A 24136-nucleotide genomic window follows, 5' to 3' on the forward strand; every position below is an offset into this window, starting at 1 on the left:
GGCGATGACCGAAATCGCCCTGCCCGACCGACTCGCCGAGATCCGGGACGAGTTCCTCGAGCTGCCCGAGCCCGACCGGCTGCAGCTGCTGCTCGAGTACTCGTACGAGCTCCCGCCGGTGCCCGTGGAGTACGAGGGGCACCCCGAGCTGTACGAGCGCGTGGTCGAGTGCCAGTCCCCCGTCTTCATCGTCGTCGACGTCGATGCCGACGGGGCCGTCGCGATGCACGCGACCGCTCCCCCGGAAGCGCCGACGACCCGCGGCTTCGCGAGCATCCTGGCGCAGGGCATCACCGGCCTCACGGCCGCCGAGGTGCTCGCGGTGCCCGGCGACTTCCCCCAGACGCTGGGACTGACCCGTGTGGTGTCGCCGCTGCGCCTGTCCGGCATGACGGGGATGCTCCTGCGCGCCCAGCGTCAGGTGCGCGCCAAGTCGGGCGCCTGACCCCGACCGCTCGTCAGTCCGCGACGATCCCGTGGGCGGTGAGCCAGGTGCCGATGGATGCGCTCCAGCGCTCCTGGTCGTAGTTCCAGAGCTTCGTGTGCCGCGCCACCTCGAACACCTGCATCTCGACCAGATCCGGACGGGCGGCGACCAGGTCGTGCGACGCGTCCGACGGCACGAATCCGTCGTCGTCGCTGTGGAGGATGAGGATCGGATGCCTGAGCTCCGCCGCCCGCGCGACCACGTCGAGCTGATCGAGACGGATGGCCGCGCCGGTGCGGGTCAGCGGCGACGCCCACTCGGCCTGCAGCGCCTCGATCGCGAGGCGGCTGACCGCCCCGGGGACGCGCTCCGCCTTGGCCTGGTAGTCGAGCACGACCCGCCAGTCGACGACCGGAGACTCGAGGATGAGGCCCGCGATGGAGTCGCCGTGCGCCGAGTTGAGGGCGAGCTGCAGCGCGATCGCGCCGCCCATCGACCACCCCATGACGATGATCCGGCGCGCGCCGCGACGCCGTGCGAACCCGACAGCCGCGTCGACGTCGCGCCACTCCGTGGCACCCAGCGCATACGTGCCGTTGCGGCTGCGAGGCGCCTCGCCGTCGTTGCGGTACGACACGACCAGCGATGTGATGCCGAGGCCGTGGAACACCGGCACCGCCCGCAGGCACTCGGCGCGCGTCGTGCCGCGCCCGTGCACCTGGATGACCCACGTGTCGCCCTCGCCTGCCGGGAACAGCCATGCCGGGCACGGCCCGACCGTGGAGCCGATGAGCTCGGGGGTGAACGGCAGGTGCAGCTGCTCGGGGTGGTCGTAGTACCAGCCGCTGAACGCCGCCTCGGGGGCGAGGCGCGCGTCGGCGGAGACGTGCGTCAGCAGTTTTCGCTTGACGCTCGAGGCGTCCTCCGAGAGCACCGATCCGAGCTTGATGTAGTCGGACGTGCCGCTCGTGAAGAGGCCATAGCGCCCGGGGAGCTCGGTGTCGGCCGTGCGCGACAGTGTGATCGTCTGCGCGGCGGTGTCCAGCGCCAGGATCCGCGTGTCGGCCTGTCGGCGCGCCGGGGTCACGACCTTCCGCGCCATCACGACGGAGCCCGCCGCGAGCGCGCCCAGCACAGCGGCCAGGGCCACGCTCAGCACCGTGAGCGCGGCCTTCACACCGGCGACGAGGGCGGGCGTCCTGCGCCCGCGGCGAGGAGGGAGAGCCTTCGGCCCTCCCGGGTAACTGCGTGCGCCGTCCCATGCGGCGCGCCTGGAGGCGACCATCGAGGCATCACTCTAGTCTGTCCGGGTGACTGAGCAGCGTCCTCCGGCGGCACCGGGCTCTTTCGAGCAGGCCGCCGAGGCGGTGCGGGCGATCTCCTTCCGCGACGACCTCACCGTCCGCGAGATCGCCGCGCCGCAGGGTCTCGCTCCGAACGCGTTCGCCATCGCGGGTGACGTCCGCCCCGAACCCGACGCCACGGACTCGCCATACGGCACCGGCCGGCTGGTTCTCATGCACGACCCGGAGGAGCCCGCGCCGTGGAACGGGCCGTGGCGGATCGTGTGCTTCGCGCAGGCTCCCCTCGAGCCTGAGATCGGCGTCGATCCGCTGCTCGCAGACGTCGCGTGGACGTGGCTGACCGACGCGCTCGAGTCACGAGGTGCGGGCTTCCATTCGGCATCCGGCACAGCGACCAAGACCCTCTCCAAGGGGTTCGGCGCACTGGCCGCGGAGGGTGACGGCGCGCAGATAGAACTGCGCGCATCGTGGTCTCCGGAAGGCGCGATCGTTCCGCACGTGGAAGCATGGGCGGAGTTGGTATGCATGCTGGCCGGGCTTCCGCCCGGCTCGGAAGGGATCGCGATGCTCGGTTCGCACAGGTCGCCACGTGGCTGATTACGACGTGATCGACGAGGTCTCGCGCGTCGGAGAGGTCGCGCGACGACTGGTCGACGGGGAGGGTCCCGTCGCCGTCGACGTCGAGCGCGCGTCGGGTTTCCGCTACTCGCAGCGGGCGTACCTGGTGCAGGTGTACCGGCGCGGTGCGGGCGTGTTCCTCTTCGATCCCCCGCCGATCGGCGACTTCCGTGCCCTCCAGGACGCCATCGGCGGCGAGGAATGGGTGCTGCACGCCGCGAGCCAGGACCTGCCGTCGCTGCGCGAGATCGGCCTCGAACCGGCTTCCATCTTCGACACCGAGCTCGCCGCCCGCCTCCTCGGTCATGAGCGGGTGGGCCTCGGCGCGGTCGTGGAGGACACACTGGGCATCACACTCGCGAAGGCCCACTCCGCGTCGGACTGGTCGACGCGGCCGCTGCCCCAGTCCTGGCTCGAGTATGCGGCGCTCGACGTCGAACACCTCGTCGATGTGCGCGACAAGCTCGCCGCAGAGCTCGTGGAGCAGGGCAAGACCGAGTTCGCCGCGGAGGAGTTCCGTGCCGTGCTCGAGCGCGAGCCCAAGCCGCCGCGCGAGGAGCCGTGGCGCCGCCTCTCAGGTCTGCACACGGTGCGCGGCCGCAAGGCGCTGGCCGTGGCCCGTGAACTGTGGACCGCCCGTGAGGAGTACGCGAGGGAGGAGGATGTCGCGCCCGGCCGCCTCGTTCCCGATCGTGCACTGGTGGCCGCCGTGCTCGCCGATCCCAAGTCGAAGAGCGCCCTGGCCGCCGTCAAGGACTTCACCGGCCGAGCGAGCCGGTCGCAGCTGGACCGCTGGTGGGCGGCGATCGAGAACGGACGCGCCGTCACGCAGCTGCCGCTGGAACGCGCCGCCGGAGGCGACACGCTGCCGCCGCCGCGGGCGTGGGTGGATCGCAACCCCGAGGCCGATGCCCGTCTCAAGGCGGCTCGCCCCGTCGTGGAGCGGCGGGCGGAGGAGCTCCACATGCCGACCGAGAACCTCCTCACGCCCGAGCTCCTGCGGCGCGTCGCCTGGGCTCCCCCGCAGCCGCTGACCGCGGCATCCATCGGCGAAGCACTGGCCGCGTTGGGCGCACGACCCTGGCAGATTGCGCAGACCTCACAGGTGATCGCCGATGCCTTTGTGGATTCCGTGCAAGCGGTCGCGGAGGCGTCGGAAACGGCTTCGTAGGTTTCCCCCACCCGATTCCGACCGCTCCACGCGCCCTCCTAGGCTGGCGACATCCCTACTTTTGGAGGCAGAGTGGCCGAGATTTCGGACGTCTTCTTCGTCGATGGCATGCGGACCCCGTTCGGGCGTGCCGGCGAGAAAGGCATGTACTGGAACACCCGCGCGGACGACCTCGCCGTCAAGGCGACGATCGGGCTCATGGAGCGCAATCCGGGCGTCCCCAAGGACCGCATCGACGATGTCGCCATCGCCGCGACCAGTCAGACCGGTGACCAGGGGCTGACCCTCGGCCGCAGTGTCGCGATCCTCGCCGGGCTCCCACAGACCGTCCCGGGCTTCGCGATCGACCGTATGTGTGCGGGCGCCATGACGAGCGTCACGACGATGGCGGGCTCCATCGGCGTCGGGATGTACGACGTCGCCCTCGCCGGCGGCGTCGAGCACATGGGGCACCATCCCATCGGCGGCAACGCCGACCCCAACCCGCGCTTCGTCGCCGAGAAGATGGTCGACCCCGGCGCGCTCAACATGGGCGTCACCGCCGAGCGCATCTTCGACCGGTTCCCGCACCTCACGAAGGAGCGCTCGGACCGCTACGGCATGCTCAGCCAGCACAAGGCGCAGGCCGCGTACGACAACGGCAAGATCCAGCCCGATCTGGTGTCGATCGCGACCAAGGACGCCGACGGTTCGTGGGGCCTGGCCACCGAGGACGAGGGCCGGCGCCCGCAGACCACGATGGAAGACCTGGCGGCGCTGAAGACGCCGTTCCGCCCGCACGGCCGCGTGACGGCCGGCACGTCATCGCCCCTCACCGACGGCGCGACGATGTCGCTGCTCGCCGGCGGCGGAGCGGTGAAGGAGCTTGGCCTGAAGCCGAAGATGAAGCTCGTCTCGTTCGCGTTCGCCGGCGTGCAGCCCGAGATCATGGGCATCGGCCCGATCCCGTCGACCGAGAAGGCCCTCAAGAGGGCCGGACTCACGATCGACGACATCGGTCTGTTCGAGCTGAACGAGGCCTTCGCGATCCAGGTCATCTCGCTGCTGGACCACTTCGGCATCGCCGACGACGACCCCCGCGTCAACCAGTGGGGCGGCGCCATCGCGCTCGGCCACCCGCTCGCCGCCTCCGGCGTGCGTCTGATGATCCAGCTCGCGGCCCAGTTCGCCGAGCGTCCCGACGTCCGCTACGGCCTCACCGCGATGTGCGTGGGCCTCGGCCAGGGCGGCTCGGTCATCTGGGAGAACCCCCACTTCGACGGCAAGAAGCGGAAGTGATCGAGCAATGACGAACTACGACGACATCGACTTCTCCCCCATCCTCGCCGTCACCGAAGGCGAGGTGATCACGCACTCGCGGGTGCGCGACATCCGACTGCGCTCCGGCAAAGTGCTGGCGCTGGTCACGCTCGACAACGGTCGCGACCACACCCGCCCGAACACGCTGGGCCCCGCGACGATGTTCCAGCTCGGCGAGACGCTCGACGCCCTCAAGGCGCGGGCGGCGGCCGGCGAGATCCAGGCGGTCGGCATCACCGGCAAGCAGTACATCCTCGCGGCGGGCGCCGACCTCAGCGACATCAGCAAGGTCGGTTCGAAGGACAACGCCCGCATGGTGGCGCAGCTCGGCCACAAGGTGTTCGGTCAGCTCTCCGAGCTGGGTGTGCCCACGTTCGCCTTCGTCAACGGGCTCGCGCTCGGCGGCGGTCTCGAGATCGCGCTCAACAGCACGTACCGGACGGTGGATGCCTCGGCCGCGGCGATCGCGCTTCCCGAGGTGTTCCTCGGCATCATCCCCGGCTGGGGCGGTGCCTACCTGCTGCCCAACCTCATCGGCATCGAGAACGCGCTCGAGGTCGTGATCTCGAACCCGCTGAAGCAGAACCGCATGCTGAAGCCGCAGCAGGCATTCGACTACGGCATCGTCGACGCGATCTTCCCGGCCGCGAACTACCTCGAGGACTCGCTGGCGTGGGCCGACGGCGTCCTCGGCGGGAAGATCAAGGTCGACCGCAAGAACGAGCCGGGCAAGATCGAGCGCCTCACCAAGTGGCCGATCGCCGTCAAGGTGGCCCGCGGCATGCTCGAGTCGAAGATCGGCACGGTGCCGAAGTCGCCGTACGTGGCGCTGGACCTCCTGGACAAGGCGCGGAACGGTTCGAAGGCCGAGGGCTTCGCACGCGAGGACGAGGCTCTCGCCGAGCTCGTCACGGGAGACCAGTTCGCCGCATCCATGTATGCCTTCGATCTGGTGCAGAAGCGCGCCAAGCGTCCTGTCGGCGCTCCCGACAAGGAGCTCGCGAAGAAGGTCACGAAGGTCGGCATCATCGGCGCCGGTCTCATGGCGAGCCAGTTCGCGCTGCTGTTCGTGCGCAAGCTGCAGGTTCCGGTGCTCATCACCGACCTCGACCAGGCACGCGTCGACAAGGGCGTGGCATACATCCACGACGAGATCGGCAAGCTCGAGGCGAAGGGCCGCCTCGACGGCGACTCCGCCAACAAGCTGCGCGCGCTGGTGACGGGCACGACCGACAAGAGTCTCTACGCCGACTGCGATTTCGTGATCGAGGCCGTGTTCGAAGAGGTCGGTGTCAAGCAGCAGGTGTTCGGCGAGATCGAGCAGATCATCGCCGAGGACGCGATCCTCGCGACCAACACCTCGTCGCTGTCCGTCGAGGAGATCGGTGCGAACCTGGCTCACCCGGAGCGGCTGGTGGGCTTCCACTTCTTCAACCCGGTGGCGGTCATGCCGCTGATCGAGATCGTGAAGACCCCCCAGACCTCGGATGCCGCACTGTCGACCGCGTTCGTCGTCGCGAAGAACCTCGGCAAGAACGCGGTGCTCACCGCCGACGCGCCCGGGTTCGTCGTGAACCGGCTGCTGGCCAAGGTCATGGGCGAGGCGGCGCGCGCCGTCTACGAAGGCACGCCGGTCGCCGACGTCGAGAAGGCGTTCGCGCCTCTCGGGCTGCCGATGGGGCCGTTCCAGCTCATCGACCTCGTCGGCTGGAAGGTGGCCGCGCACGTGCAGGACACGATGGTGCACGCCTTCCCCGACCGCTTCTACGCGAACGAGAACTTCCACGCGCTCGCGGAGCTGCCCGAGGTCGTCGAGAAGGACAAGGGCGGCCGCGTGACCGGCTGGACCAAGGCCGCCGAGAAGACGCTCAAGCCCGCGGTGGGCTCGTCGCCGGCGTCGGCCGACGTCATCCTCCGTCGCGTGCAGGACGGCCTCGCGCAGGAGATCAAGCTCATGCTCGACGAGGGCGTGGTCCCCGAGGTCGAGGACATCGACCTCTGCCTCATCCTCGGCGCGGGCTGGCCGTTCATCGACGGCGGCGCGTCGCCCTACCTCGACCGCGAGGGCGCCTCCCAGCGCGCCTTCGGCGACACCTTCCACCACCCGGTGATCAAGGGCATCGCCGGCTGACGCCGCCAACACCGAAAGGGCGCATCCTCCTCGGAGGGTGCGCCCTTTCGCCGTATGCGGATGACCGCGGGATGCGAAGCTCGCGCGGCAGGCGTTCTCCTAGCGTCGCTCCTCGCGAGACAGGGTCGGGATCACGGGGATCTCGCGGGTGTCCGCGCCACGGGCGACGGGGATGCGGGTGCCGAGCACCTGGGCGACGACATCCTGCGCGATCTTCGCAGGCGTGAGACCGGCGTCCTCGAGGATCTGCTCGCGGCTCGCGTGATCGATGAACTCGTCGGGCACGCCCAATTCGTCGACCGCGGTGTCGACGCCCGCCTCGCGGAGCACCTGGCGCACCCGCGTGCCGATGCCGCCGACGCGGATGCCGTCCTCGATCGTGATGACGAGGCGATGGGATGCGGCGAGCGAGACGATCGACGGCTGCACCGGCACGACCCATCGCGGGTCGACGACCGTGGCGCCGATGCCCTGTGCGCGCAGGCGCTCGGCGACGTCGACCGCGGTGTGCGCCATCGGGCCGATGCCGACCAGCAGCACGTCCTGGGCGTCGGAGCGCACCAGCACGTCCACGCCGTCCTCGAGCCGTTCCAGCGCCGGGAGCTCAGGGCTCACGCCGCCCTTCGGGAAACGGATCACGGTGGGCGCGTCATCGACCGCGACCGCCTCGTGCAGCTCTTCGCGGAGGCGGGCGCCGTCCCGTGGCACGGCGATGCGGATGTGCGGGACGATCTGCAGCATCGCCAGGTCCCAGATGCCGTGGTGGCTCGGGCCGTCGGGGCCGGTCACACCGGCGCGATCGAGCACGAACGTGACGCCCGCGCGGTGGAGGGCGACATCCATCAGCACCTGGTCGAAGGCGCGGTTCATGAACGTCGCGTAGATCGCGACGACCGGATGCAGGCCGCCGAACGCCAGACCGGCCGCGGAGGCGACGGCATGCTGCTCGGCGATGCCGACGTCGTACACCCGGTCGGGGAAGCGCTGCGCGAACGGCAGGAGCCCTGTGGGCCGCAGCATGGCGGCCGTCATCGCGATCACGTCGTCGCGCTCGTCGCCCAGGTGCACCAGCTCATCGGCGAAGACGTCGGTCCAGGCGGTGCCGCCGGCCGCGCCGAGCGCCTCGCCCGTGATCGGGTCGATCTTGCCGACGGCGTGGAACTGGTCGGCTTCGTCCTCGAGGGCGGGCGCGTAGCCGCGGCCCTTCTCGGTGATCGCGTGGACGATCACGGGGGCGCCGTACTCCTTCGCGAGCTCGAGCGTCTCCATGAGAGTCGGCAGATCGTGGCCGTCGACCGGACCGAGGTACTTGATGTCGAGGTTCGAATAGAGCGCGGCGTTGTTCGTGAACCGCGACAGGAAGCCGTGCGTGCCGCCGCGCACGCCCCGGTAGACGGCGCGCGCCGCGGGGCCCAGCTTGCGGAACAGCGTGTCGGAGCCGCGGTGGAGATTGCGGTACGACTCGGCGGTGCGGACGCGGTTGAGGTAGCGCGCCATGCCGCCGATGGTCGGGGCGTACGAGCGCCCGTTGTCGTTGACGACGATGACGAGGTTGCGGTCGTTGTCGTCGGAGATGTTGTTGAGCGCCTCCCACGTCATGCCGCCGGTGAGCGCGCCGTCGCCGACGACGGCGACCACGTGCCGGTCCTTGCGGCCGGTGCGCGTCAGTGCGCGCGAGACGCCGTCGGCCCAGCTCAGCGAGCTGGAGGCGTGGGACGACTCGACCACATCGTGCGGGCTCTCGGAGCGCTGCGGGTACCCGGCGAGGCCTTCGCGCGCGCGGAGCTTCGTGAAGTCCTGGCGCCCGGTGAGCAGCTTGTGCACGTAGGACTGATGGCCCGTGTCGAAGATCATCGGATCGTTCGGCGAGTCGAACACGCGGTGCAGTGCGATCGTGAGCTCGACGACACCGAGGTTGGGGCCCAGGTGACCGCCTGTGCGTGCGACGTTCTCGACGAGGAAGCCGCGGATCTCGTCCGCGAGCTGCTCGAGCTGATCGAGGCTCAGCGCGTCGAGGTCGCGGGGTCCGGTGATGGACGACAGCAGCGACATCCCGGCTCCTTTCCGGCCCCGTGAGGGCTCTGCAAGTCTACCCGCGGCATGAAGGGGGGACCGGATGCTGGGCCACACGCCCGAGGCTCCGCGTGGCGCGAAGCGACACGTGGAGGGGCGTGGGGAGCATCCGGTCCCCCGTGAATCAGCTGTCAGACCAGCGAGCGCAGCACATACTGCAGGATGCCGCCGTTGCGGTAGTAGTCGGCCTCACCGGGCGTGTCGATGCGGACGACCGCGTCGAACTCGACCGTCTGCTTGCCCTCCGGCGAGAACTCGCTGGGCTCCGCGGTGACCTTGACGGTCTTCGGCGTGACGCCCTCGTTGAGCTGCTCGAGACCCGAGATCGAGACGATCTCGGTGCCGTCCAGACCCAGCGACTTCCAGCTCTCGCCGGCCGGGAACTGCAGCGGCACGACGCCCATTCCGATGAGGTTCGAGCGGTGGATCCGCTCGAAGCTCTCGGTGATGACCGCCTTCACGCCCAGCAGGCTCGTGCCCTTGGCCGCCCAGTCGCGCGACGAGCCTGAGCCGTACTCCTTGCCGCCGAAGATGACCAGCGGCGTGCCCGCGGCCTGGTAGTTCTGGCTGGCGTCGTAGATGAAGGACTGGGGTCCGCCGGCCTGCGTGAAGTCGCGCGTGAATCCGCCCTCGACCTCGGCGCCGTCGTTGACCTCGCGGACGAGCTGGTTCTTCAGACGGATGTTCGCGAATGTGCCGCGGATCATCACCTCGTGGTTGCCACGGCGCGAGCCGTACGAGTTGAAGTCCTTGCGGTCCACACCGTGGGCGGCCAGGTACTGACCGGCCGGGCTGTCGGCCTTGATGTTGCCGGCAGGGCTGATGTGGTCGGTCGTGACCGAGTCCAGCAGCGTCGCCATGACACGCGCGCCCGAGATGTCGCTGACCGGGGTCAGCTCCATCGTCATTCCGTCGAAGTACGGGGGCTTGCGCACGTAGGTCGAGGCCTCGTCCCACTCGAACACGTCGCCGGTCGGCGTCGGGAGGGTCCGCCACCGCTCGTCGCCCTCGAAGACGCTCGCGTACTGGTGGGTGAACATGTCCTTGTTGATCGACGAGTCGATCGTGGCCTGCACCTCGGCCGAGTCCGGCCAGATGTCGCGCAGGAACACGTCGTTGCCGTCCTGGTCGGTGCCGAGGGCGTCGACCTCGAAGTCGAAGTTCATCGAACCGGCGAGCGAGTACGCGATCACGAGCGGCGGGCTCGCGAGGTAGTTCATCTTCACGTCGGGGTTGATGCGACCCTCGAAGTTGCGGTTGCCCGACAGCACGGCGGTGACGGCGAGATCGTTCTCGTTGATCGCCGCGGAGACCTCCTCGATGAGGGGCCCGGAGTTGCCGATGCAGGTGGTGCAGCCGTACCCGACGGTGAAGAAGCCCAGGTCTTCGAGGTCCTTGGTGAGACCGGCCTTCTCGTAGTAGTCGGTGACGACCTTCGAGCCGGGCGCGAGGGTGGTCTTCACCCACGGCTTGGCCTTGAGGCCCTTCCTGACCGCGTTGCGGGCGAGGAGGCCGGCGGCGAGCATCACCGACGGATTCGAGGTGTTGGTGCACGACGTGATCGCGGCGATCGTCACGGCGCCGTGGTCGAGCACGAACTTCTCGCCGCCCTCGAGCGTCACCGGGGTCGGCTTCGACGCCGTCGCCGGCGCGTGGCTGTGGTGGTGGTGCTCGTGGAGGCTGTACTCGTCCTCGGGCGAGTTTCCGGGCGGGTCGGACGCCGGGAACGACTCCGAGCCCTCGAGATCGACCAGATCGTGATCGACCTCGGCGTAGTTGGTGAGGTCGCTCTCGAACTGCTGCTTCGCCTGCGAGAGGATGATGCGGTCCTGCGGGCGCTTGGGGCCGGCGATCGACGGGACCACCGTCGAGAGGTCGAGCTCCATGTACTCGCTGAAGACCGGCTCGCGAGAGGCGTCGTGCCAGAGCGTCTGCTCCTTGGCGTAGGCCTCGACCAGCGCGAGCTGCTGCTCGTCGCGGCCCGTGAGGCGCAGGTAGTCGACGGTCACGCTGTCGATGGGGAACATCGCGGCGGTCGAGCCGAACTCCGGGCTCATGTTGCCGATGGTCGCGCGGTTCGCGAGCGGGACCGATGCGACGCCCTCGCCGTAGAACTCGACGAACTTGCCGACCACGCCGTGCTTGCGGAGCATGTCGGTGATGGTCAGCACGACGTCGGTCGCCGTGACGCCCGTCGGGATCGCGCCCGAGAGCTTGAAGCCCACGACCTTGGGGATGAGCATCGAGACGGGCTGGCCGAGCATGGCCGCCTCTGCCTCGATGCCGCCGACGCCCCAGCCCAGCACGCCGAGGCCGTTGACCATCGTGGTGTGCGAGTCCGTGCCGACGCACGTGTCGGGGTATGCACGGAGGACGCCGCCGACGGAGCGGTCGTAGATGACCTTCGCGAGGTGCTCGATGTTGACCTGGTGGACGATGCCCGTGCCCGGGGGGACGACCTTGAAGTCGTTGAACGCGGTCTGGCCCCAGCGGAGGAACTGGTACCGCTCGCCGTTGCGCTCGTACTCGATCTCGACGTTGCGCTCGAGGGCGTTCTCGGTGCCGAAGAGGTCCGCGATGACGGAGTGGTCGATGACCATCTCGGCGGGAGAGAGCGGGTTGATCTTGGTGGCGTCGCCACCCAGGGCGGCCACCGCCTCGCGCATGGTGGCGAGGTCCACGATGCAGGGAACGCCGGTGAAGTCCTGCATCACGACGCGAGCCGGCGTGAACTGGATCTCGGTGTTCGGCTCGGCCGCGGCATCCCACGACCCGAGCGCCTCGATCTGCTCCTTGGTGACGTTCGCGCCGTCCTCGGTGCGGAGCAGGTTCTCGAGCAGCACCTTCAGGCTGAACGGGAGCTTCTCGTAACCGGGGACGGTGTCGATGCGGAAGATCTCGTAGTCGGTGCTGCCGACCGTCAGGGTGCTCTTCGCACCGAAGCTGTCAACCGTGGACACGTCTGTCTCCTTCGTCGGCGGCGGGATCGTGCCGGAGTCCGGCATCCCCATCTTCCCCCGCTCCGGAGCCCTCGGCTAGTGAGGTCGACCTAACGGTTCGGGGGAAATTTATCTTGATGTCGAGATAAATGTATCACTTGGAGGCGCGTGGATAGAGCGCGCGCACGGCGAGCCATGTGACCGCGACCAATGGCGCGAACAGCGGCAGGCCCATGATCAGCTTGATCGTGCCGAGCGCAGCGACGTCGCCCGCGAAGTACAGCGGGAGTTGCACGATCAGGCGGAGCGCGAACAGTGAAGCCCACGCGATCGACAGCCAGAAGAAGACGCGCCGCTTGCGCTTGTCGGCGCGCCACGCGGTGCCCTCCCCCATGAGGAAGCCGACGGCCAGGCCGATGAGCGGCCACCCGATGAGCGCCGACACCAGGAACGCCGTGCCGTACAGCGTGTTGGTGAGGAAGCCGGGGATGAAGCTGTCCTCTCCCCTGCCGGTCCACAGGGACAGGCCCGCCGCCGCGGCTGCCGCGATCAGGCCCCCGATCGCGGCGCTCGCAGACTGCCGCTGGATCAGGCGCACGATTGTGAAGACCGCGGCGAGGCCGACCGACAGCGCGAGGCTCAGGAGGAGGTTTCCCGACTTCGCGGCGGCGTCGTACGTGGCCGTCCAGGCGACGAGGAACACGACGCCCGGAAGGACGGACTCGAGGATGCCGCGCCAGCCGCCCATCGCGGCCCACACGACGTGCCCGGTGGTCTTGCCCTCGGCCGGGTCGAGACCGGCCCGGCGCGCGGCCCCGCCCAGGGCGGCGCCGAGCACCTCGGACGCAGTGGGGGCAGCGGGGCCCGCGTCGTCCAAGGCTCCGCGAGACGCGTCAGCGGAGTGTGAAGGGGTCGTGGGGACCGTGTGTCCCGGGGGGCGGTCGGCTGCACCGTCCGCGGTGGATTCCGACGCGTCGTCGGGGCGCGAGGTGTCGCTCACGCGGAGCCCGGCGTCGCCGGCATCTTCAGCGGGATGAGGTCGCGGGGCGGCATCGGCGAGCCGCCGCGGACGACGACGATCGAACGGAACAGGTCCTCGACGGCGGCCGCGGCCTCGACGTCGGCCGTCGCTGCACCCCCGATCACGCCGCGCAGGAACCAGCGCGGGCCGTCGACGCCGACGAAGCGCGCGAGGCGCTTGCCCGCCGTGCCGTCGGCGCCGGCGATCACGGGCACCTCGGCGAGGAGCTCGGGACCCAGCGGTCCCTCGCGCTCCTCGACGCGGCCGCCCTGCTGGCGGATCTGCTGGCGGATCTGCTCGCGCGTCTCCTCCCAGAGGCCGGCCGAGCGGGGCGCGGCGAACGGCTGCACCTGAAGGGTCGAACCGGCGTAGTCCAGGCCGACGGCCACGATGCGCTTGGTCTGCTCCTCGACTTCGAGGCGGAGGTTGAGGCCCTCACGAGGGAGGATCTTGATCCCCCCGAGATCGATGTAGGGGCGGACCGGGTTGGCCTCGGACTCGTCGAACGGGCCGGTCGAGGCGCGGTCGTCGGGTGCGACCTTGCGCGGGCCTTCGACGGATGAGGGGTCGGTCATGCGAGGACTCCGTCCTTCTGGTAGCCCGTGGAGCCGAAGCCGCCCTCGCCGCGCACGCTGTCGGGCAGGGTTTCCACGGGGATGAATACGGCGCGCGGCACCGGCATCACGATGATCTGCGCGATGCGGTCGCCGACGGCGATGTCGTGCGCCTGCGCCCGATCGGTGTTCAGCAGGATCACCTTGATCTCGCCGCGGTAGCCGGCGTCGATCGTGCCGGGCGCGTTGACGACCGTGATCCCGTGCTTGGCGGCCAGGCCGCTGCGCGGGACCACGAACGCGACATACCCCTCCGGCAGCGCGATCCGCACGCCGGTGCCGACCAGAGCGCGCTCACCGGGCTCGAGGCGAACCGCCTCGGCGGCGACGAGGTCGGCTCCGGCGTCCCCAGGGTGCGCGTACACCGGGACGTCGGGGGCGATAATGGGGACGTCCACCGTTTCAGTCACCCAACGAGGGTAATGCAGAACTCAACGCCTCATGCCGGTGCCCGAACCGGCCCTGCCGACGGTTATCGCGAGCGGCTCGGCCCGTCGCTGTGGATCCTGGTCGCTGCGGGGATGGCGGCGCCGATGGCGGCGCTCGTCGTCACACCCATCGACACGACGATCGCTCTCATCGTGGGCGCCGGCATCGGCATCCTGCTGATCGCGCTGCTGATCCTGGCTGCACCCGTCGTCGAGGTCCGCGACGGCGAGCTGCGGGCCGGGCGCGCGCACATCGGTGTCGAGTTCCTCGGCGACGGCGCGGTACACGTCGGGGAGGACGCGCGCCACGCGCGCGGTGCTGGTCTGGACCCCAGGTCGTGGCATCTCATCCGGGGCGGGATCGACGGAGTCGTCGTGCTCCCAGTGACTGATGCCGATGATCCGACGACCGCGTGGGTCATCTCCTCGCGGACGCCGGACCGGCTGGCCGCCGCAGTACGGCGGGCTCAGATCACGCGGCGCACTCAGTACAGATAGGGCCGTCTGCGGTCTCGTGATCGAGCTGCGAGCGGTGCTTCACGAGGAAGCAGTTCGAACAGGTGAACTCGTCCTCCTGGGCGGGTAGAACGACGACGTCGAGCTCGAGGTCCGACAGGTCGGCACCGGGCAGCTCGAAGCCCGACGGGTTGTCGGCGTCCTCCACGTCGACCGAGCCCGAGAGCTTGTCGGGAACGCGCTCCTTGAGCGCTTCGATCGACTCGCTGTCGTCCTCGGTCTTGCGGGGGGCGTCGTAATCGGTGGCCATGCGTGAAGATCTCAACTTCCGGGTATTCGCGGTTGCGCTCGCCCTTGCGGGCGGCGATAGTTTGCACGACCATTCCCCTTTTCGCAAATGCGATCCGGCGCCATCCTGACCGTGCGTTCGCGTGAAACTCGCGGCACGCGCGGGATATTCCCGGTCGTCGCGGTGCGCTATGACACGATGGGCGCACAGGCGGGCTCTGAAGCCGTGAGTCCGCCGGGAAAGCGCAGCCAAGAGCCGGCACGAGAAGCAGGGAGCGTCCGCATGGAACAGCTCAAAGTCATCGGAACCGAGGACGACAAGCTCATCCTGGCGACGGAGTCCGGCGAGAGATTCACGCTCGACGTCGACGACGTCCTGCGCGGTGAGCTGCGCAAGGCGCGCCGCGAGCGCGAGTCCGACGCGCAGACCCCCCGCCCCAGCCCCCGCGAGATCCAGGCGCACATCCGGTCGGGGCTGTCCGCACGTGAGGTCGCAGAGCTCCTCGGCGCCCGCGTCGAGGACATCGTGCGCTTCGAGGGTCCCGTGCTCGCCGAGCGCGAGCACATCGTGGGTCAGGCACTGGCCGTCCCGGTGCTGCTCGGCGGCGATTTCGAAGGTGACGGGCAGACGACGTTCGGTTCCGCGGTGCGCGCCAAGCTCGCCGAGGCCGGCGCGATCGGCGAACGCTGGACGAGCTGGAAGGAGCCGACCGGCTGGACCGTCAAGCTCGAGTTCACCTCGAACGACATCGGCCACGACGCCCGCTGGGGCTTCGATCCGCGCCGCAGCACGCTGTCGCCGCTGAACGCGGACGCCATCCAGCTGTCCCGTCAGGGCTCGCTCCCCGAGGGGCTCATCCCCCGGCTCCGCGCCCTGGACGCCGTGCCGCCGAAGGACGACTCCCGCTTCGACAGCGGAGCGTTCGGCCCACGCCGCCTCCCTGACGCCGACATCGAGTCGCCCGAGATCCCGTCTCCGGCCGCTCCTGCCGTGCAGGAGGCCGCCATCAAACGCGCCACCGAGCCCGCCGTCGTGACCTCGGCCGAGACCGCCGACCTGCTCGAGGCGCTGCGTCGTCGCCGCGGTCAGCGCGAGCCGCTTCCGGGGGCCGAAGAGATCGCCGCTGCGCCTCGCTCGCCCGCACCGGTCGCGCTGTTCGATGCGCTCGAGCCGGGCTACGACGAGTCGGCATCCGAAGCGGAGCCGACGGCGTCCGACTACCAGGCACCGACACCGGCCGCCGTCGCCGAGGCCGGTCGTCGCAAGGGCCGCACGTCGATGCCCTCGTGGGACGAGATCGTCTTCGGCGCCCGCTCCGACGACTGAAGCCGCTCAGGCCCCGGCGAACGCGCCCAGGCGGATGAGCGGAACGATCCGCTCTTCGTCGGTGAGCGACCCGTGCTGCCCGATCATCTTCTGCGGCGCTTTGTCGGCGAGACGGTCGTCGTAGTACGCGATGCCTGCGCGCGCCGCGACGATCACGTCGCCGATGCGGGCCTCCACCTCCGCGTCGATCCGGCCCACCAGACCTGACGCCTCGAGTTCGGCGCGCGAGAACACCCACGAACGGGATGCCTCGGCCTCGAGCCATCGCGCGAGCACGGCCTCCTCCGCCCCCGGCTGCGTGTAGAGGTGGAGCATGCGAGGTTCGCCGCCGATGAGGCGGACGCCGTCGAGCAGCTCGTCGCCCTCCTCGAGAAGGAGGTGGCGGTGCCGCGGCACGTCGATCATGCCGTGGTCGGACGTCACGACCACCCCGGTGCCGCGGTCGAGCGATTTCGAGAGGGTCCGGGCGGCGGCATCCACCCGCTCCAGCACCGCGACCCATTCGTCGGACTCCCAGCCGCGCTTGTGACCGACCGCGTCGAGATCGGGGGCATAGAGATAGATGAGGGACCCCGGATGCTGCGCCGCGAGGTCGGCGGCGAGGCTCACGCGCTCGTCGAGGTCGTCGGCGCCGTGGAACGCGGCGTCACCGAGGGTCGCCGCCGTGAAACCAGTGCCGGCGTACTCGTTGCGCGAGACCGCGAAGAACGGCCGTCCTAGCGTGGCGGACAGCGGCGCGGCGCGCTGGAACTCGGGAGGCAGGCCGTCGGTGTCCCAGCCGCGGAGCAGATTGACCACGTCGTCGGTGCCAGGCACTCGCGCGCGGTACCCGACGATGCCGTGCTCCCCCGGCAGTGCCCCGGTGAGCAGACTCGTCAGCGCAGCGGCGGTGGTCGAGGGGAAGACCGTGCGCGCGACATCCTTCTTCATGCGCGCCTCGCTGAGGAAGCGGGCGTGTCCGGCGCGGGCCGAGAGGTTGTGGACGCCGAGCCCGTCGAGCACCCACACGATCGCGCTCCGTGCGGGGGCGAACCACTCCGAGCGGCCGTCGAGGGCCGCCGACATCTCGGTCACGACACGGGTGAGGCTCCGGGCGCGCGGCGGGTCCACGGGTAGGCTGAGGGTCATCGGGGCCAGTCTCGCACACGCGGCCGCGCCCCCTCGCTCCCCGCCGTCACCCGAGGCTTCATCGACACATGCCCGCTTCCCGCACCGATTCCTCCCCCGCCGACCACGGACGCATCGAGGACGTCGACGTCTCCTCCGAGATGCAGACGTCGTTCCTCGAGTACGCGTACTCGGTCATCTATTCGCGTGCGCTGCCCGACGCGCGCGACGGGCTCAAGCCGGTGCAGCGACGCATCCTGTTCCAGATGGCCGACATGGGGCTACGGCCCGACCGTGGCCACGTCAAGAGCGCCCGCGTCGTCGGCGAGGTGATGGGAAAGCTGCACCCGCATGGCGACGCCCCCATCTACGACGCGCTCGTCCGTCTCGCCCAGCCGTTCTCCCTGCGCGTGCCTCTCGTCGACGGCCACGGCAACTTCGGCTCGCTCGACGACGGCCCTGCTGCGCCCCGGTACACGGAGGCCCGGCTCGCCCCTCCGGCGCTCGCGCTCACCGAGCACCTCGACGAAGACGTCGTGGACTTCATCCCGAACTACGACGGTCAGTTCCAGCAGCCCGAGGTGCTGCCTGCCGCCTTCCCCAATCTGCTCGTGAACGGCACCACCGGCATCGCGGTCGGCATGGCGACCAACATGGCGCCGCACAACCTCATCGAGGTCGTCGGTGCGGCGACCCATCTGCTCGAGAACCCCGAGGCGACGGTCGAAGACCTGATGGAGTTCGTGCCCGGACCCGACCTTCCCGGGGGCGGCATCATCGTCGGCCTGGACGGCATCAAGGACGCCTACACGAACGGCCGCGGCACCTTCCGCACCCGGGCGAAGGTCTCGATCGAGTCGCTCGGTCCGCGCCGCACCGGCCTCATCGTCACGGAGCTGCCCTACCTCGTCGGTCCCGAGCGCGTCATCGAGAAGATCAAGGACGCCGTCAACGCGAAGAAGCTGCAGGGCATCGCCGACGTCAACGACCTCACCGACCGTCACCACGGCCTGCGTCTGGTGATCGGCATCAAGACCGGCTTCGACCCGCAGGCCGTGCTCGACCACCTCTATAGGCTGACGCCGCTCGAGGACTCGTTCAGCATCAACAACGTCGCCCTCGTCGAGGGGCAGCCGCAGACCCTCGGCCTGCGCGAGCTGCTCCGCGTCTACCTCGACCACCGCATCAGCGTCGTCACGCGCCGCAGCAGGTACCGCCTCGAGCGGCGCAAGGAACGCCTGCACCTCGTCGAGGGCCTCCTCATCGCGATCCTCGACATCGACGAGGTCATCCAGGTCATCCGCACGTCCGACGACGGCGAGCAGGCGCGCACGCGCCTCATGAGCGTCTTCGATCTGTCCGAGGCGCAGTCCGAGTACATCCTCGAGCTGCGGCTGCGTCGCCTCACGAAGTTCTCGCGCATCGAGCTCGAGACCGAGCGCGACAACCTCAAGAAGGAGATTGCCCAGCTCGAGGAGCTGCTCGGCAGCGACGTGCTGCTGCGCGCGCAGGTGGCGCACGAATTGGATGCTGCCGCCGAGGCGTTCGGCACGCCCCGGCGCACGCTCCTGCTCAACGGCGGTCCCGTGCAGCCGCGCTCGCGCGCCGCGGCGGCGGTCGCCGACCTGCAGATCGCGGACGCGCCGTGCCGCGTCTTCCTCTCCGCCACGGGTCGCATGGTGCGCGCCGAGATCACGGCCGACGCACCGGGCGGCGGCATCGTCGCGCCCGCACGGCGCTCGAAGCACGATGCCATCCGCTCGTCGGTGGACACGACCACGCGCGGCGACATCGGTGCCGTGACGAACCTCGGCCGCCTGGTGCGATTCTCCCCCGTCGACCTGCCGTCGGTGCCCGGCAACTCGGTGCAGCTCGCGGCCGGGACGCGCGGCGACCAGTACCTGGGTCTGAGCGGCGGCGAGCACATCGTCGCGCTCGTGCCGCTCGTCGAAGGGCCGCCGATCGCGATCGGCACGGCACAGGGCGTCGTGAAGCGGGTCGCCGCGAGCGAGATCGCGAACAAGCACGATATCGAGCTCATCGCCCTCAGGGACGGCGACCGCGTCGTCGGCGCCGCCCCCGCATCCGACGGCGCCGAGCTGGTGTTCGTGGCGAGCGACGCCCAGCTGCTCCGCTTCGACGCGTCGTCGGTGCGCCCGCAGGGCCGCTCGGCCGGAGGCATGGCCGGCATCCGTCTCACCGACGGTGCTGAGGTGATCTCGTTCGATGTCGTCGGGCCCTCGGAGTTCGACGCCGTCGTGGTCACGATCGCCGGCTCCACCACTGCGCTCGCGGGTACCGACGCCGGCAGCGCCAAGGTGTCGCTGTTCAGCGAGTTCCCGGCCAAGGGCCGCGCGACCGGCGGCGTGCGCGCCCACCGGTTCCTGAAAGGCGAGGACGCGCTGACGACCGCCTGGGTCGGCACCGATCCCCGCGCGATCGGATCGGATGGTGCGACCCGCGCCCTGCCGGAGTCCGGTGCGAAGCGCGACGCGTCGGGCACCGCACTCGACGGCGTCATCGGCGCCGTGGGCACCGGCATCCGCTGAGCCCGATGCACGAGAGGCGCAACGGCTCAGCCGGTGCGCCTCTGGTCGTCGCGGGGAACGGCGATCGGATCACGCGTCGATGCGCTCGCGCACCAGCCGGTCGCTCGAATCGATGATGAACTCCTTGCGCGGCGCCACATCGTTGCCCATGAGCAGTTCGAAGACGGATGCCGCAGCCTCGGCGTCCTGCATCCGCACGCGCCGGAGCGTCCGGCCGCTGCGATCCATGGTCGTGGTCGCGAGCTGGTCGGCGTCCATCTCGCCCAGGCCCTTATAGCGCTGGACGGGCTCCTGCCAGCGCTTGCCGGCCTTGGTGAGCTTCGTCAGGAGTCCGTGCAGCTCGGCCTCGGAGTACGTGTAGATCGTCTCGTTGGGCTTGGATCCGGGGTTCATCACGACCACGCGGTGCAGCGGCGGCACGGCGGCGTAGACCCGGCCTTCGTCGATGAGCGGTCGCATATAGCGGAAGAACAGGGTCAGCAGCAGCGTGCGGATGTGCGCGCCGTCGACGTCGGCGTCGCTCATCAGGATGATCTTGCCGTAGCGGGCGGTGTCGAGATCGAACGAGCGGCCCGAGCCGGCGCCGATCACCTGGATGATCGCAGCGCACTCGGCGTTGGACAGCATGTCGCTGATCGACGCCTTCTGGACGTTGAGGATCTTGCCGCGGATCGGCAGCAGCGCCTGGAACTCGCTGTTGCGCGCGAGCTTGGCGGTGCCGAGGGCCGAGTCGCCCTCGACGATGAACAGCTCGGACTCGGCGACATCGTTCGACCGGCAGTCGGCGAGCTTCGCCGGCAGAGACGAAGACTCGAGGGCGTTCTTGCGGCGTTGCGTCTCTTTGTGGGTGCGGGCGGAGATGCGCGCCTTCATCTCGGAGACGACCTTGTCGAGCAGCAGCGAGGTCTGCGCCTTGTCGTCGCGCTTCGGCGACGTGAAGCGCGCGGTGAGTTCGCGGGTGACGACGTTCGTCACGATCTGGCGGACCGCCGGCGTGCCGAGGACCTCTTTGGTCTGACCCTCGAACTGCGGCTCCGGAACGCGCACGGTGAGCACGGCGGTGAGCCCGGCGAGGATGTCGTCCTTCTCGAGCTTGTCGCCTCCGACCTTGAGACGGCGCGCGTTCTGCGCCACCTGGTCGCGCAGCACTTTCATGAGACCCTGCTCGAACCCCTGCTGGTGCGTGCCGCCCTTGGGCGTGGCGATGATGTTGACGAACGAGCGCGACACCGTCTCGTAGCCGGTGCCCCACCTGACCGCGATGTCGACATGGCACTCGCGCTCGACCTCGGTGGGCACCATGGCGCCCGACGGCTGCAGCACCGGGACGGTCTCGGTGAACTTGCCGTCTCCGGTGAGGCGCCACGTGTCGGTGACGCCGGAGTCGGGTGCGAGGAAGTCGGCGAACTCGGAGATTCCCCCGTCGAACCGATAACTCGTCTCGACGGGCTCGCCGGCCTCGGTGCCGGGTCGCTCGTCGCGGATGACGATCTCGAGGCCCGGGACGAGGAACGCGGTTTGGCGCGCGCGCTGCTCGAGCTCCTGGAGGTTGAATGCGGCATCCTTGGTGAAGATCTGGCGATCCGCCCAATAGCGGATGCGCGTGCCGGTCACGCCCTTCGCGGCGCGGCCCGCGACGCGCAGCTCGCTGCGGTCCTCGAACGGGGTGAAGGCCGAGTCGGGGCTGCCGTTCGAGAAGATGCCGGGCTCGCCCCGGTGGAACGACATCGCCCACGTCTTGCCGCCGCGGTCGACCTCGACGTCGAGGCGCTCCGAGAGGGCGTTGACGACCGATGCCCCGACGCCGTGCAACCCGCCCGATGCGGCGTACGAGCCGCCCCCGAACTTGCCACCGGCGTGGAGCTTGGTGAAGACGACCTCCACGCCGGTCAGCCCCGTGCGCGGCTCGATGTCGACCGGGATGCCGCGGGCGCGGTCGCGCACCTCGACGCTGCCGTCGGCGTGGAGCACGATGTCTATGCGCGAGCCGTGGCCGGCGAGCGCCTCATCGACGGAGTTGTCGATGATCTCCCACAGGCAGTGCATGAGGCCGCGCGAGTCGGTCGAGCCGATGTACATGCCGGGGCGCTTGCGGACCGCTTCGAGCCCTTCGAGCACCTGAAGATGATGGGCGGAGTACTCGGCTGTCACAATCTCCCATCGTAATCGGGGCGCCCGACAGCCCCGCGCAGACACGCTTCAGGGTCGGCAGTCGTACGCGCTCAGCGAAATGTCGTCTATTCGCGGCATTCTCGAAACATCGGCGTGGTTGTATTTCATGACCGCAAGAGAGTTCTACCAGTACGAGGAGGCACCGAGATGAACACGCTATCGACACCGACCGAGACCGGCGCCGTCCTCGAATACCGCCTCACGGCGACGGATCGCTGCGATTCGTGTGGCGCACAGGCCTACATCGCAGCCGAGGTCAACGGCAGTGAGCTCCTGTTCTGCGCACACCACGGTCGCAAGTACGAAGAGAAGCTCCGCGCGATCGCGACCTCCTGGCACGACGAGACCGCTCGCCTGGCCGAGTAGGCGCCCGTCCGGCAGACTCGCACCCGCCGCCTCAGCGGCGGGTGTATCTGCGTGGCACGAGGGGTGACACGCGCAGGGCGACCTCTTCACCGATCGTGCCGATGATCTCCGCGAGATCCGTCGCCGTGCTCTCCCCCGCGACGCCCGGTCCGTAGACCGTGACGACGTCACCGACGACCGCGCCCGGCCAGGCGGCGACAAGGGACTCCGTGGCGCCGATCGCCACGAGTGAGCGGCTGCCCGCCGGGGTGCCGACCATCGCGCGCCGCTCGAGCGATGACGGCAGGCCGTCCAGCGCACCGAGACCGATTCGGGCGAATTCCTCGGCGACCTCGACGACGTCCGCATCGAGCCGGCCGATCGGACGGAGGCCCAGGTGGTCGGCAGAGGGTCCCCCGGCGGAGCGGATGCCGTAGCAGAACGCCCCGACGCGGACCATGTCGTAGCGGAATTCGGGGCGCGCGAAGGACGCGGCGCTGGCGGCCAGGTGCCGCATGGCGGGGCGCAGGCCGGCAGCCGTGGCCTGCCGCAGCGCCCACTCGTAGACGCTCCGGGCTTCATCGTCCTCGGCGTCCGACGCCTCGGCGATGTGGCTCCAGACCCCCGCGACCTCGATGACGCCCTCCGTCTGAAGGGCTGCCGCGCGCGCCACGAAACCCGGCCACTGCTCCGGCCGCACGCCGTTGCGGTGCAGTCCGGTGTCGATCTTGAGGTGCACACGCATCGAGGCATGGGCATCGCGGGCGGCCTCCGCGAGCTCCTCCAGCAGATCGGCGTCACCGATGCCGAGGTCGATGCGCGCCGCCACGGCGGCGTCGAGGTCCCCGCGCGAAGCGGCGATCCACGCGAAGATGCGAGCGTCGTCGTCGACGGCCTCTCGCACCGCGCAGCCCGTCCGCACGTCGAAGGCGCCGAACCAGTTCACGCCCGCGGCCACCGCGGCCCGCACGACAGGCCCCAGACCGTGGCCGTAGGCGTCGTCCTTGACCACGAGCATCAGCTCAGCGGGAGACACCGTCGCGCGCACGTGCGCGATGTTCGCGACCAGGGCGTCGAGGTCGACGTGAAGTCGCGCGCTCATGCGGTCTCCTCGCGGCCGGAGCGCAGTCCGACCATGGTGACCAGCTCGCCGGCGGTGAGCCCCGCCGCGCGCACCCATTCGACGAGCGACGGCTCGTTCTGCGCAGGGTCGCCGAGGAAGAGGACCTCGTCGCCGCGCCGGACCGCGGCATCCGTGATGTCCACCACGCACACGTCCATCGCGACCCGTCCGACGACGGGATGCCTCTCCCCCGCGATCGCGACGTCCACCGCTCCGCCGAGGGCGCGCACGATTCCCTGCGCGTAGCCGCCTGTGACGAGGGCGACGCGCGTGTCTGCGGACGCGCGGTACGCGTAGCCGTACGACACGCCCTCGCCCTCGCGGAGGTCCTTCACCGAGAGCACGGTCCCCGTCAGCCGCAGTGCGGGCGCGGCGGAGGGCTCGGCACCGGGAAGCCCGAAGAGTGCTGCCGCCGAGAGCATGTCGCTCCGCGACGCGACCGGCGCCGAGTCGACCGTGTTCCCGCTGACATGGTGCGTCTGCGCCTCGAGGCCAACCTTCTCGATGACGTCGCGCACGAGCTCCACGCCGTGGCCCCAGGCGTCCGCTTCGAGGATCGACGCGTCGTAGGAACGGATGCCGCACTCCCACGCGGCGCGCGCGTTCGCGGTCAGCACGGCCCGCGAGATCCGCGCGACCGGGGCGCTGCGAGGGTGCGATCCCGGTGCGGCGTGGTCGTGCCCAGGGATCGCGGAACTCACGCCTCTAGACTATCGGGGTCCCCGAACCGAACCCGGAGCACGC

At 69.9% G+C, this 24136-nt stretch carries 20 protein-coding genes; 9 read left to right on the forward strand and 11 right to left on the reverse strand.

What is annotated here, in order from left to right; translation table 11 throughout:
• Positions 1-4: 4 nt before the first annotated feature.
• Entirely contained in the window at positions 5-445 is a 441-nt protein-coding gene (locus RS82_RS19470; RefSeq protein ID WP_045302912.1) for a SufE family protein, read from the forward strand.
• A 13-nt stretch (positions 446-458) separates the two neighbouring features.
• On the opposite strand, the gene RS82_RS19475 is transcribed toward RS82_RS19470, so the two are convergent.
• Complete coding sequence (locus RS82_RS19475) at positions 459-1712, reverse strand: alpha/beta hydrolase family protein (RefSeq protein WP_045302568.1); 1254 nt, start codon at positions 1710-1712, stop codon at positions 459-461.
• Between the two features lie 25 nt (positions 1713-1737).
• On the opposite strand from RS82_RS19475, the gene RS82_RS19480 reads away from it, so the two are divergent.
• From RS82_RS19480 to RS82_RS19495, 4 genes are all read left to right on the forward strand, one after another.
• Positions 1738-2328 (forward strand): DUF3000 domain-containing protein, encoded by a 591-nt coding sequence (locus RS82_RS19480; protein ID WP_045302571.1) that lies wholly within the window; start codon positions 1738-1740, stop codon positions 2326-2328.
• On the forward strand, positions 2321-3520 hold the full coding sequence (locus tag RS82_RS19485) for a ribonuclease D (RefSeq protein WP_045302573.1): 1200 nt from the start codon (positions 2321-2323) through the stop codon (positions 3518-3520). The genes RS82_RS19480 and RS82_RS19485 overlap by 8 nt, the downstream gene beginning before the upstream one ends.
• 72 nt (positions 3521-3592) lie before the next feature.
• Complete coding sequence (locus RS82_RS19490) at positions 3593-4798, forward strand: thiolase family protein (RefSeq protein ID WP_045302574.1); 1206 nt, start codon at positions 3593-3595, stop codon at positions 4796-4798.
• A gap of 7 nt (positions 4799-4805) precedes the next feature.
• A complete protein-coding gene (locus RS82_RS19495; RefSeq protein WP_045302575.1) occupies positions 4806-6950 on the forward strand; it encodes a 3-hydroxyacyl-CoA dehydrogenase NAD-binding domain-containing protein in 2145 nt (714 codons plus the stop codon).
• A gap of 99 nt (positions 6951-7049) precedes the next feature.
• Here the strand turns inward: RS82_RS19495 and dxs are convergent, their stop codons facing one another.
• The 5 genes from dxs to dut all read right to left on the reverse strand — a co-directional run bounded on the left by dxs (position 7050) and on the right by dut (position 14007).
• Complete coding sequence (gene dxs / locus RS82_RS19500) at positions 7050-9002, reverse strand: 1-deoxy-D-xylulose-5-phosphate synthase (RefSeq protein ID WP_045302577.1); 1953 nt, start codon at positions 9000-9002, stop codon at positions 7050-7052.
• A gap of 152 nt (positions 9003-9154) precedes the next feature.
• Positions 9155-11983, reverse strand: a complete 2829-nt coding sequence (gene acnA / locus RS82_RS19505; RefSeq protein WP_045302914.1) for an aconitate hydratase AcnA — start codon at positions 11981-11983, stop codon at positions 9155-9157.
• Between the two features lie 133 nt (positions 11984-12116).
• Entirely contained in the window at positions 12117-12839 is a 723-nt protein-coding gene (locus tag RS82_RS19510; protein ID WP_045302580.1) for a DUF3159 domain-containing protein, read from the reverse strand.
• A 119-nt stretch (positions 12840-12958) separates the two neighbouring features.
• A complete protein-coding gene (locus RS82_RS19515) occupies positions 12959-13558 on the reverse strand; it encodes a DUF3710 domain-containing protein (RefSeq protein WP_045302582.1) in 600 nt (199 codons plus the stop codon).
• Entirely contained in the window at positions 13555-14007 is a 453-nt protein-coding gene (dut, locus tag RS82_RS19520; protein WP_211255976.1) for a dUTP diphosphatase, read from the reverse strand. The genes RS82_RS19515 and dut overlap by 4 nt, the downstream gene beginning before the upstream one ends.
• A 12-nt stretch (positions 14008-14019) precedes the next feature.
• On the opposite strand from dut, the gene RS82_RS19525 reads away from it, so the two are divergent.
• Positions 14020-14523 carry a DUF3093 domain-containing protein gene (locus RS82_RS19525; protein WP_045302584.1) on the forward strand — a complete coding sequence of 168 codons (504 nt, stop codon included), beginning with the start codon at positions 14020-14022 and terminating at the stop codon, positions 14521-14523.
• Here the strand turns inward: RS82_RS19525 and RS82_RS19530 are convergent.
• The gene (locus RS82_RS19530; protein WP_045302586.1) at positions 14498-14791 is read right to left on the reverse strand and encodes a DUF4193 domain-containing protein; all 294 of its coding nucleotides are present in this window, start codon (positions 14789-14791) and stop codon (positions 14498-14500) included. The genes RS82_RS19525 and RS82_RS19530 overlap by 26 nt on opposite strands.
• A 261-nt stretch (positions 14792-15052) precedes the next feature.
• Here RS82_RS19530 and sepH point away from each other — a divergent pair, with 261 nt between their 5' ends.
• Positions 15053-16096 (forward strand): septation protein SepH, encoded by a 1044-nt coding sequence (sepH, locus tag RS82_RS19535; protein ID WP_045302588.1) that lies wholly within the window; start codon positions 15053-15055, stop codon positions 16094-16096.
• Between the two features lie 6 nt (positions 16097-16102).
• Here sepH and RS82_RS19540 read toward each other — a convergent pair whose 3' ends face one another.
• A complete protein-coding gene (locus RS82_RS19540; protein ID WP_211255977.1) occupies positions 16103-17224 on the reverse strand; it encodes an alkaline phosphatase family protein in 1122 nt (373 codons plus the stop codon).
• A 68-nt stretch (positions 17225-17292) separates the two neighbouring features.
• On the opposite strand from RS82_RS19540, the gene RS82_RS19545 reads away from it, so the two are divergent.
• On the forward strand, positions 17293-19752 hold the full coding sequence (locus RS82_RS19545) for a DNA gyrase/topoisomerase IV subunit A (RefSeq protein WP_045302594.1): 2460 nt from the start codon (positions 17293-17295) through the stop codon (positions 19750-19752).
• A 69-nt stretch (positions 19753-19821) separates the two neighbouring features.
• Here RS82_RS19545 and RS82_RS19550 read toward each other — a convergent pair whose 3' ends face one another.
• On the reverse strand, positions 19822-21903 hold the full coding sequence (locus RS82_RS19550; protein ID WP_045302596.1) for a DNA gyrase/topoisomerase IV subunit B: 2082 nt from the start codon (positions 21901-21903) through the stop codon (positions 19822-19824).
• Positions 21904-22071: 168 nt separating this feature from the next.
• Here RS82_RS19550 and RS82_RS19555 point away from each other — a divergent pair, with 168 nt between their 5' ends.
• The gene (locus RS82_RS19555) at positions 22072-22290 is read left to right on the forward strand and encodes a DUF7455 domain-containing protein (RefSeq protein ID WP_045302598.1); all 219 of its coding nucleotides are present in this window, start codon (positions 22072-22074) and stop codon (positions 22288-22290) included.
• A 31-nt stretch (positions 22291-22321) separates the two neighbouring features.
• On the opposite strand, the gene RS82_RS19560 is transcribed toward RS82_RS19555, so the two are convergent.
• Both RS82_RS19560 and RS82_RS19565 read right to left on the reverse strand, forming a co-directional pair.
• On the reverse strand, positions 22322-23371 hold the full coding sequence (locus RS82_RS19560; RefSeq protein WP_045302600.1) for an alanine racemase: 1050 nt from the start codon (positions 23369-23371) through the stop codon (positions 22322-22324).
• On the reverse strand, positions 23368-24093 hold the full coding sequence (locus RS82_RS19565; RefSeq protein WP_045302601.1) for an alanine racemase C-terminal domain-containing protein: 726 nt from the start codon (positions 24091-24093) through the stop codon (positions 23368-23370). Before RS82_RS19565 ends, RS82_RS19560 begins: the two co-directional genes overlap by 4 nt.
• Positions 24094-24136: the final 43 nt, after the last annotated feature.

The sequence above is a fragment of the Microbacterium trichothecenolyticum genome (assembly GCF_000956465.1).
GTDB classification, from domain to species: Bacteria; Actinomycetota; Actinomycetes; order Actinomycetales; family Microbacteriaceae; genus Microbacterium; species Microbacterium trichothecenolyticum.

What these genes read in the sequence shown, in the direction of transcription:
- RS82_RS19470 (WP_045302912.1), top strand. Translation starts at nt 5, where the DNA reads ATGACCGAAATCGCCCTGCCCGACCGACTCGCCGAGATCCGGGACGAG.
- RS82_RS19475 (WP_045302568.1), bottom strand. Translation starts at nt 1,712, where the DNA reads ATGGTCGCCTCCAGGCGCGCCGCATGGGACGGCGCACGCAGTTACCCG.
- RS82_RS19495 (WP_045302575.1), top strand. Translation starts at nt 4,806, where the DNA reads ATGACGAACTACGACGACATCGACTTCTCCCCCATCCTCGCCGTCACC.
- dxs (WP_045302577.1), bottom strand. Translation starts at nt 9,002, where the DNA reads ATGTCGCTGCTGTCGTCCATCACCGGACCCCGCGACCTCGACGCGCTG.
- RS82_RS19515 (WP_045302582.1), bottom strand. Translation starts at nt 13,558, where the DNA reads ATGACCGACCCCTCATCCGTCGAAGGCCCGCGCAAGGTCGCACCCGAC.
- RS82_RS19525 (WP_045302584.1), top strand. Translation starts at nt 14,020, where the DNA reads ATGCAGAACTCAACGCCTCATGCCGGTGCCCGAACCGGCCCTGCCGAC.
- RS82_RS19530 (WP_045302586.1), bottom strand. Translation starts at nt 14,791, where the DNA reads ATGGCCACCGATTACGACGCCCCCCGCAAGACCGAGGACGACAGCGAG.
- sepH (WP_045302588.1), top strand. Translation starts at nt 15,053, where the DNA reads ATGGAACAGCTCAAAGTCATCGGAACCGAGGACGACAAGCTCATCCTG.
- RS82_RS19540 (WP_211255977.1), bottom strand. Translation starts at nt 17,224, where the DNA reads ATGACCCTCAGCCTACCCGTGGACCCGCCGCGCGCCCGGAGCCTCACC.
- RS82_RS19545 (WP_045302594.1), top strand. Translation starts at nt 17,293, where the DNA reads ATGCCCGCTTCCCGCACCGATTCCTCCCCCGCCGACCACGGACGCATC.
- RS82_RS19555 (WP_045302598.1), top strand. Translation starts at nt 22,072, where the DNA reads ATGAACACGCTATCGACACCGACCGAGACCGGCGCCGTCCTCGAATAC.
- RS82_RS19560 (WP_045302600.1), bottom strand. Translation starts at nt 23,371, where the DNA reads ATGAGCGCGCGACTTCACGTCGACCTCGACGCCCTGGTCGCGAACATC.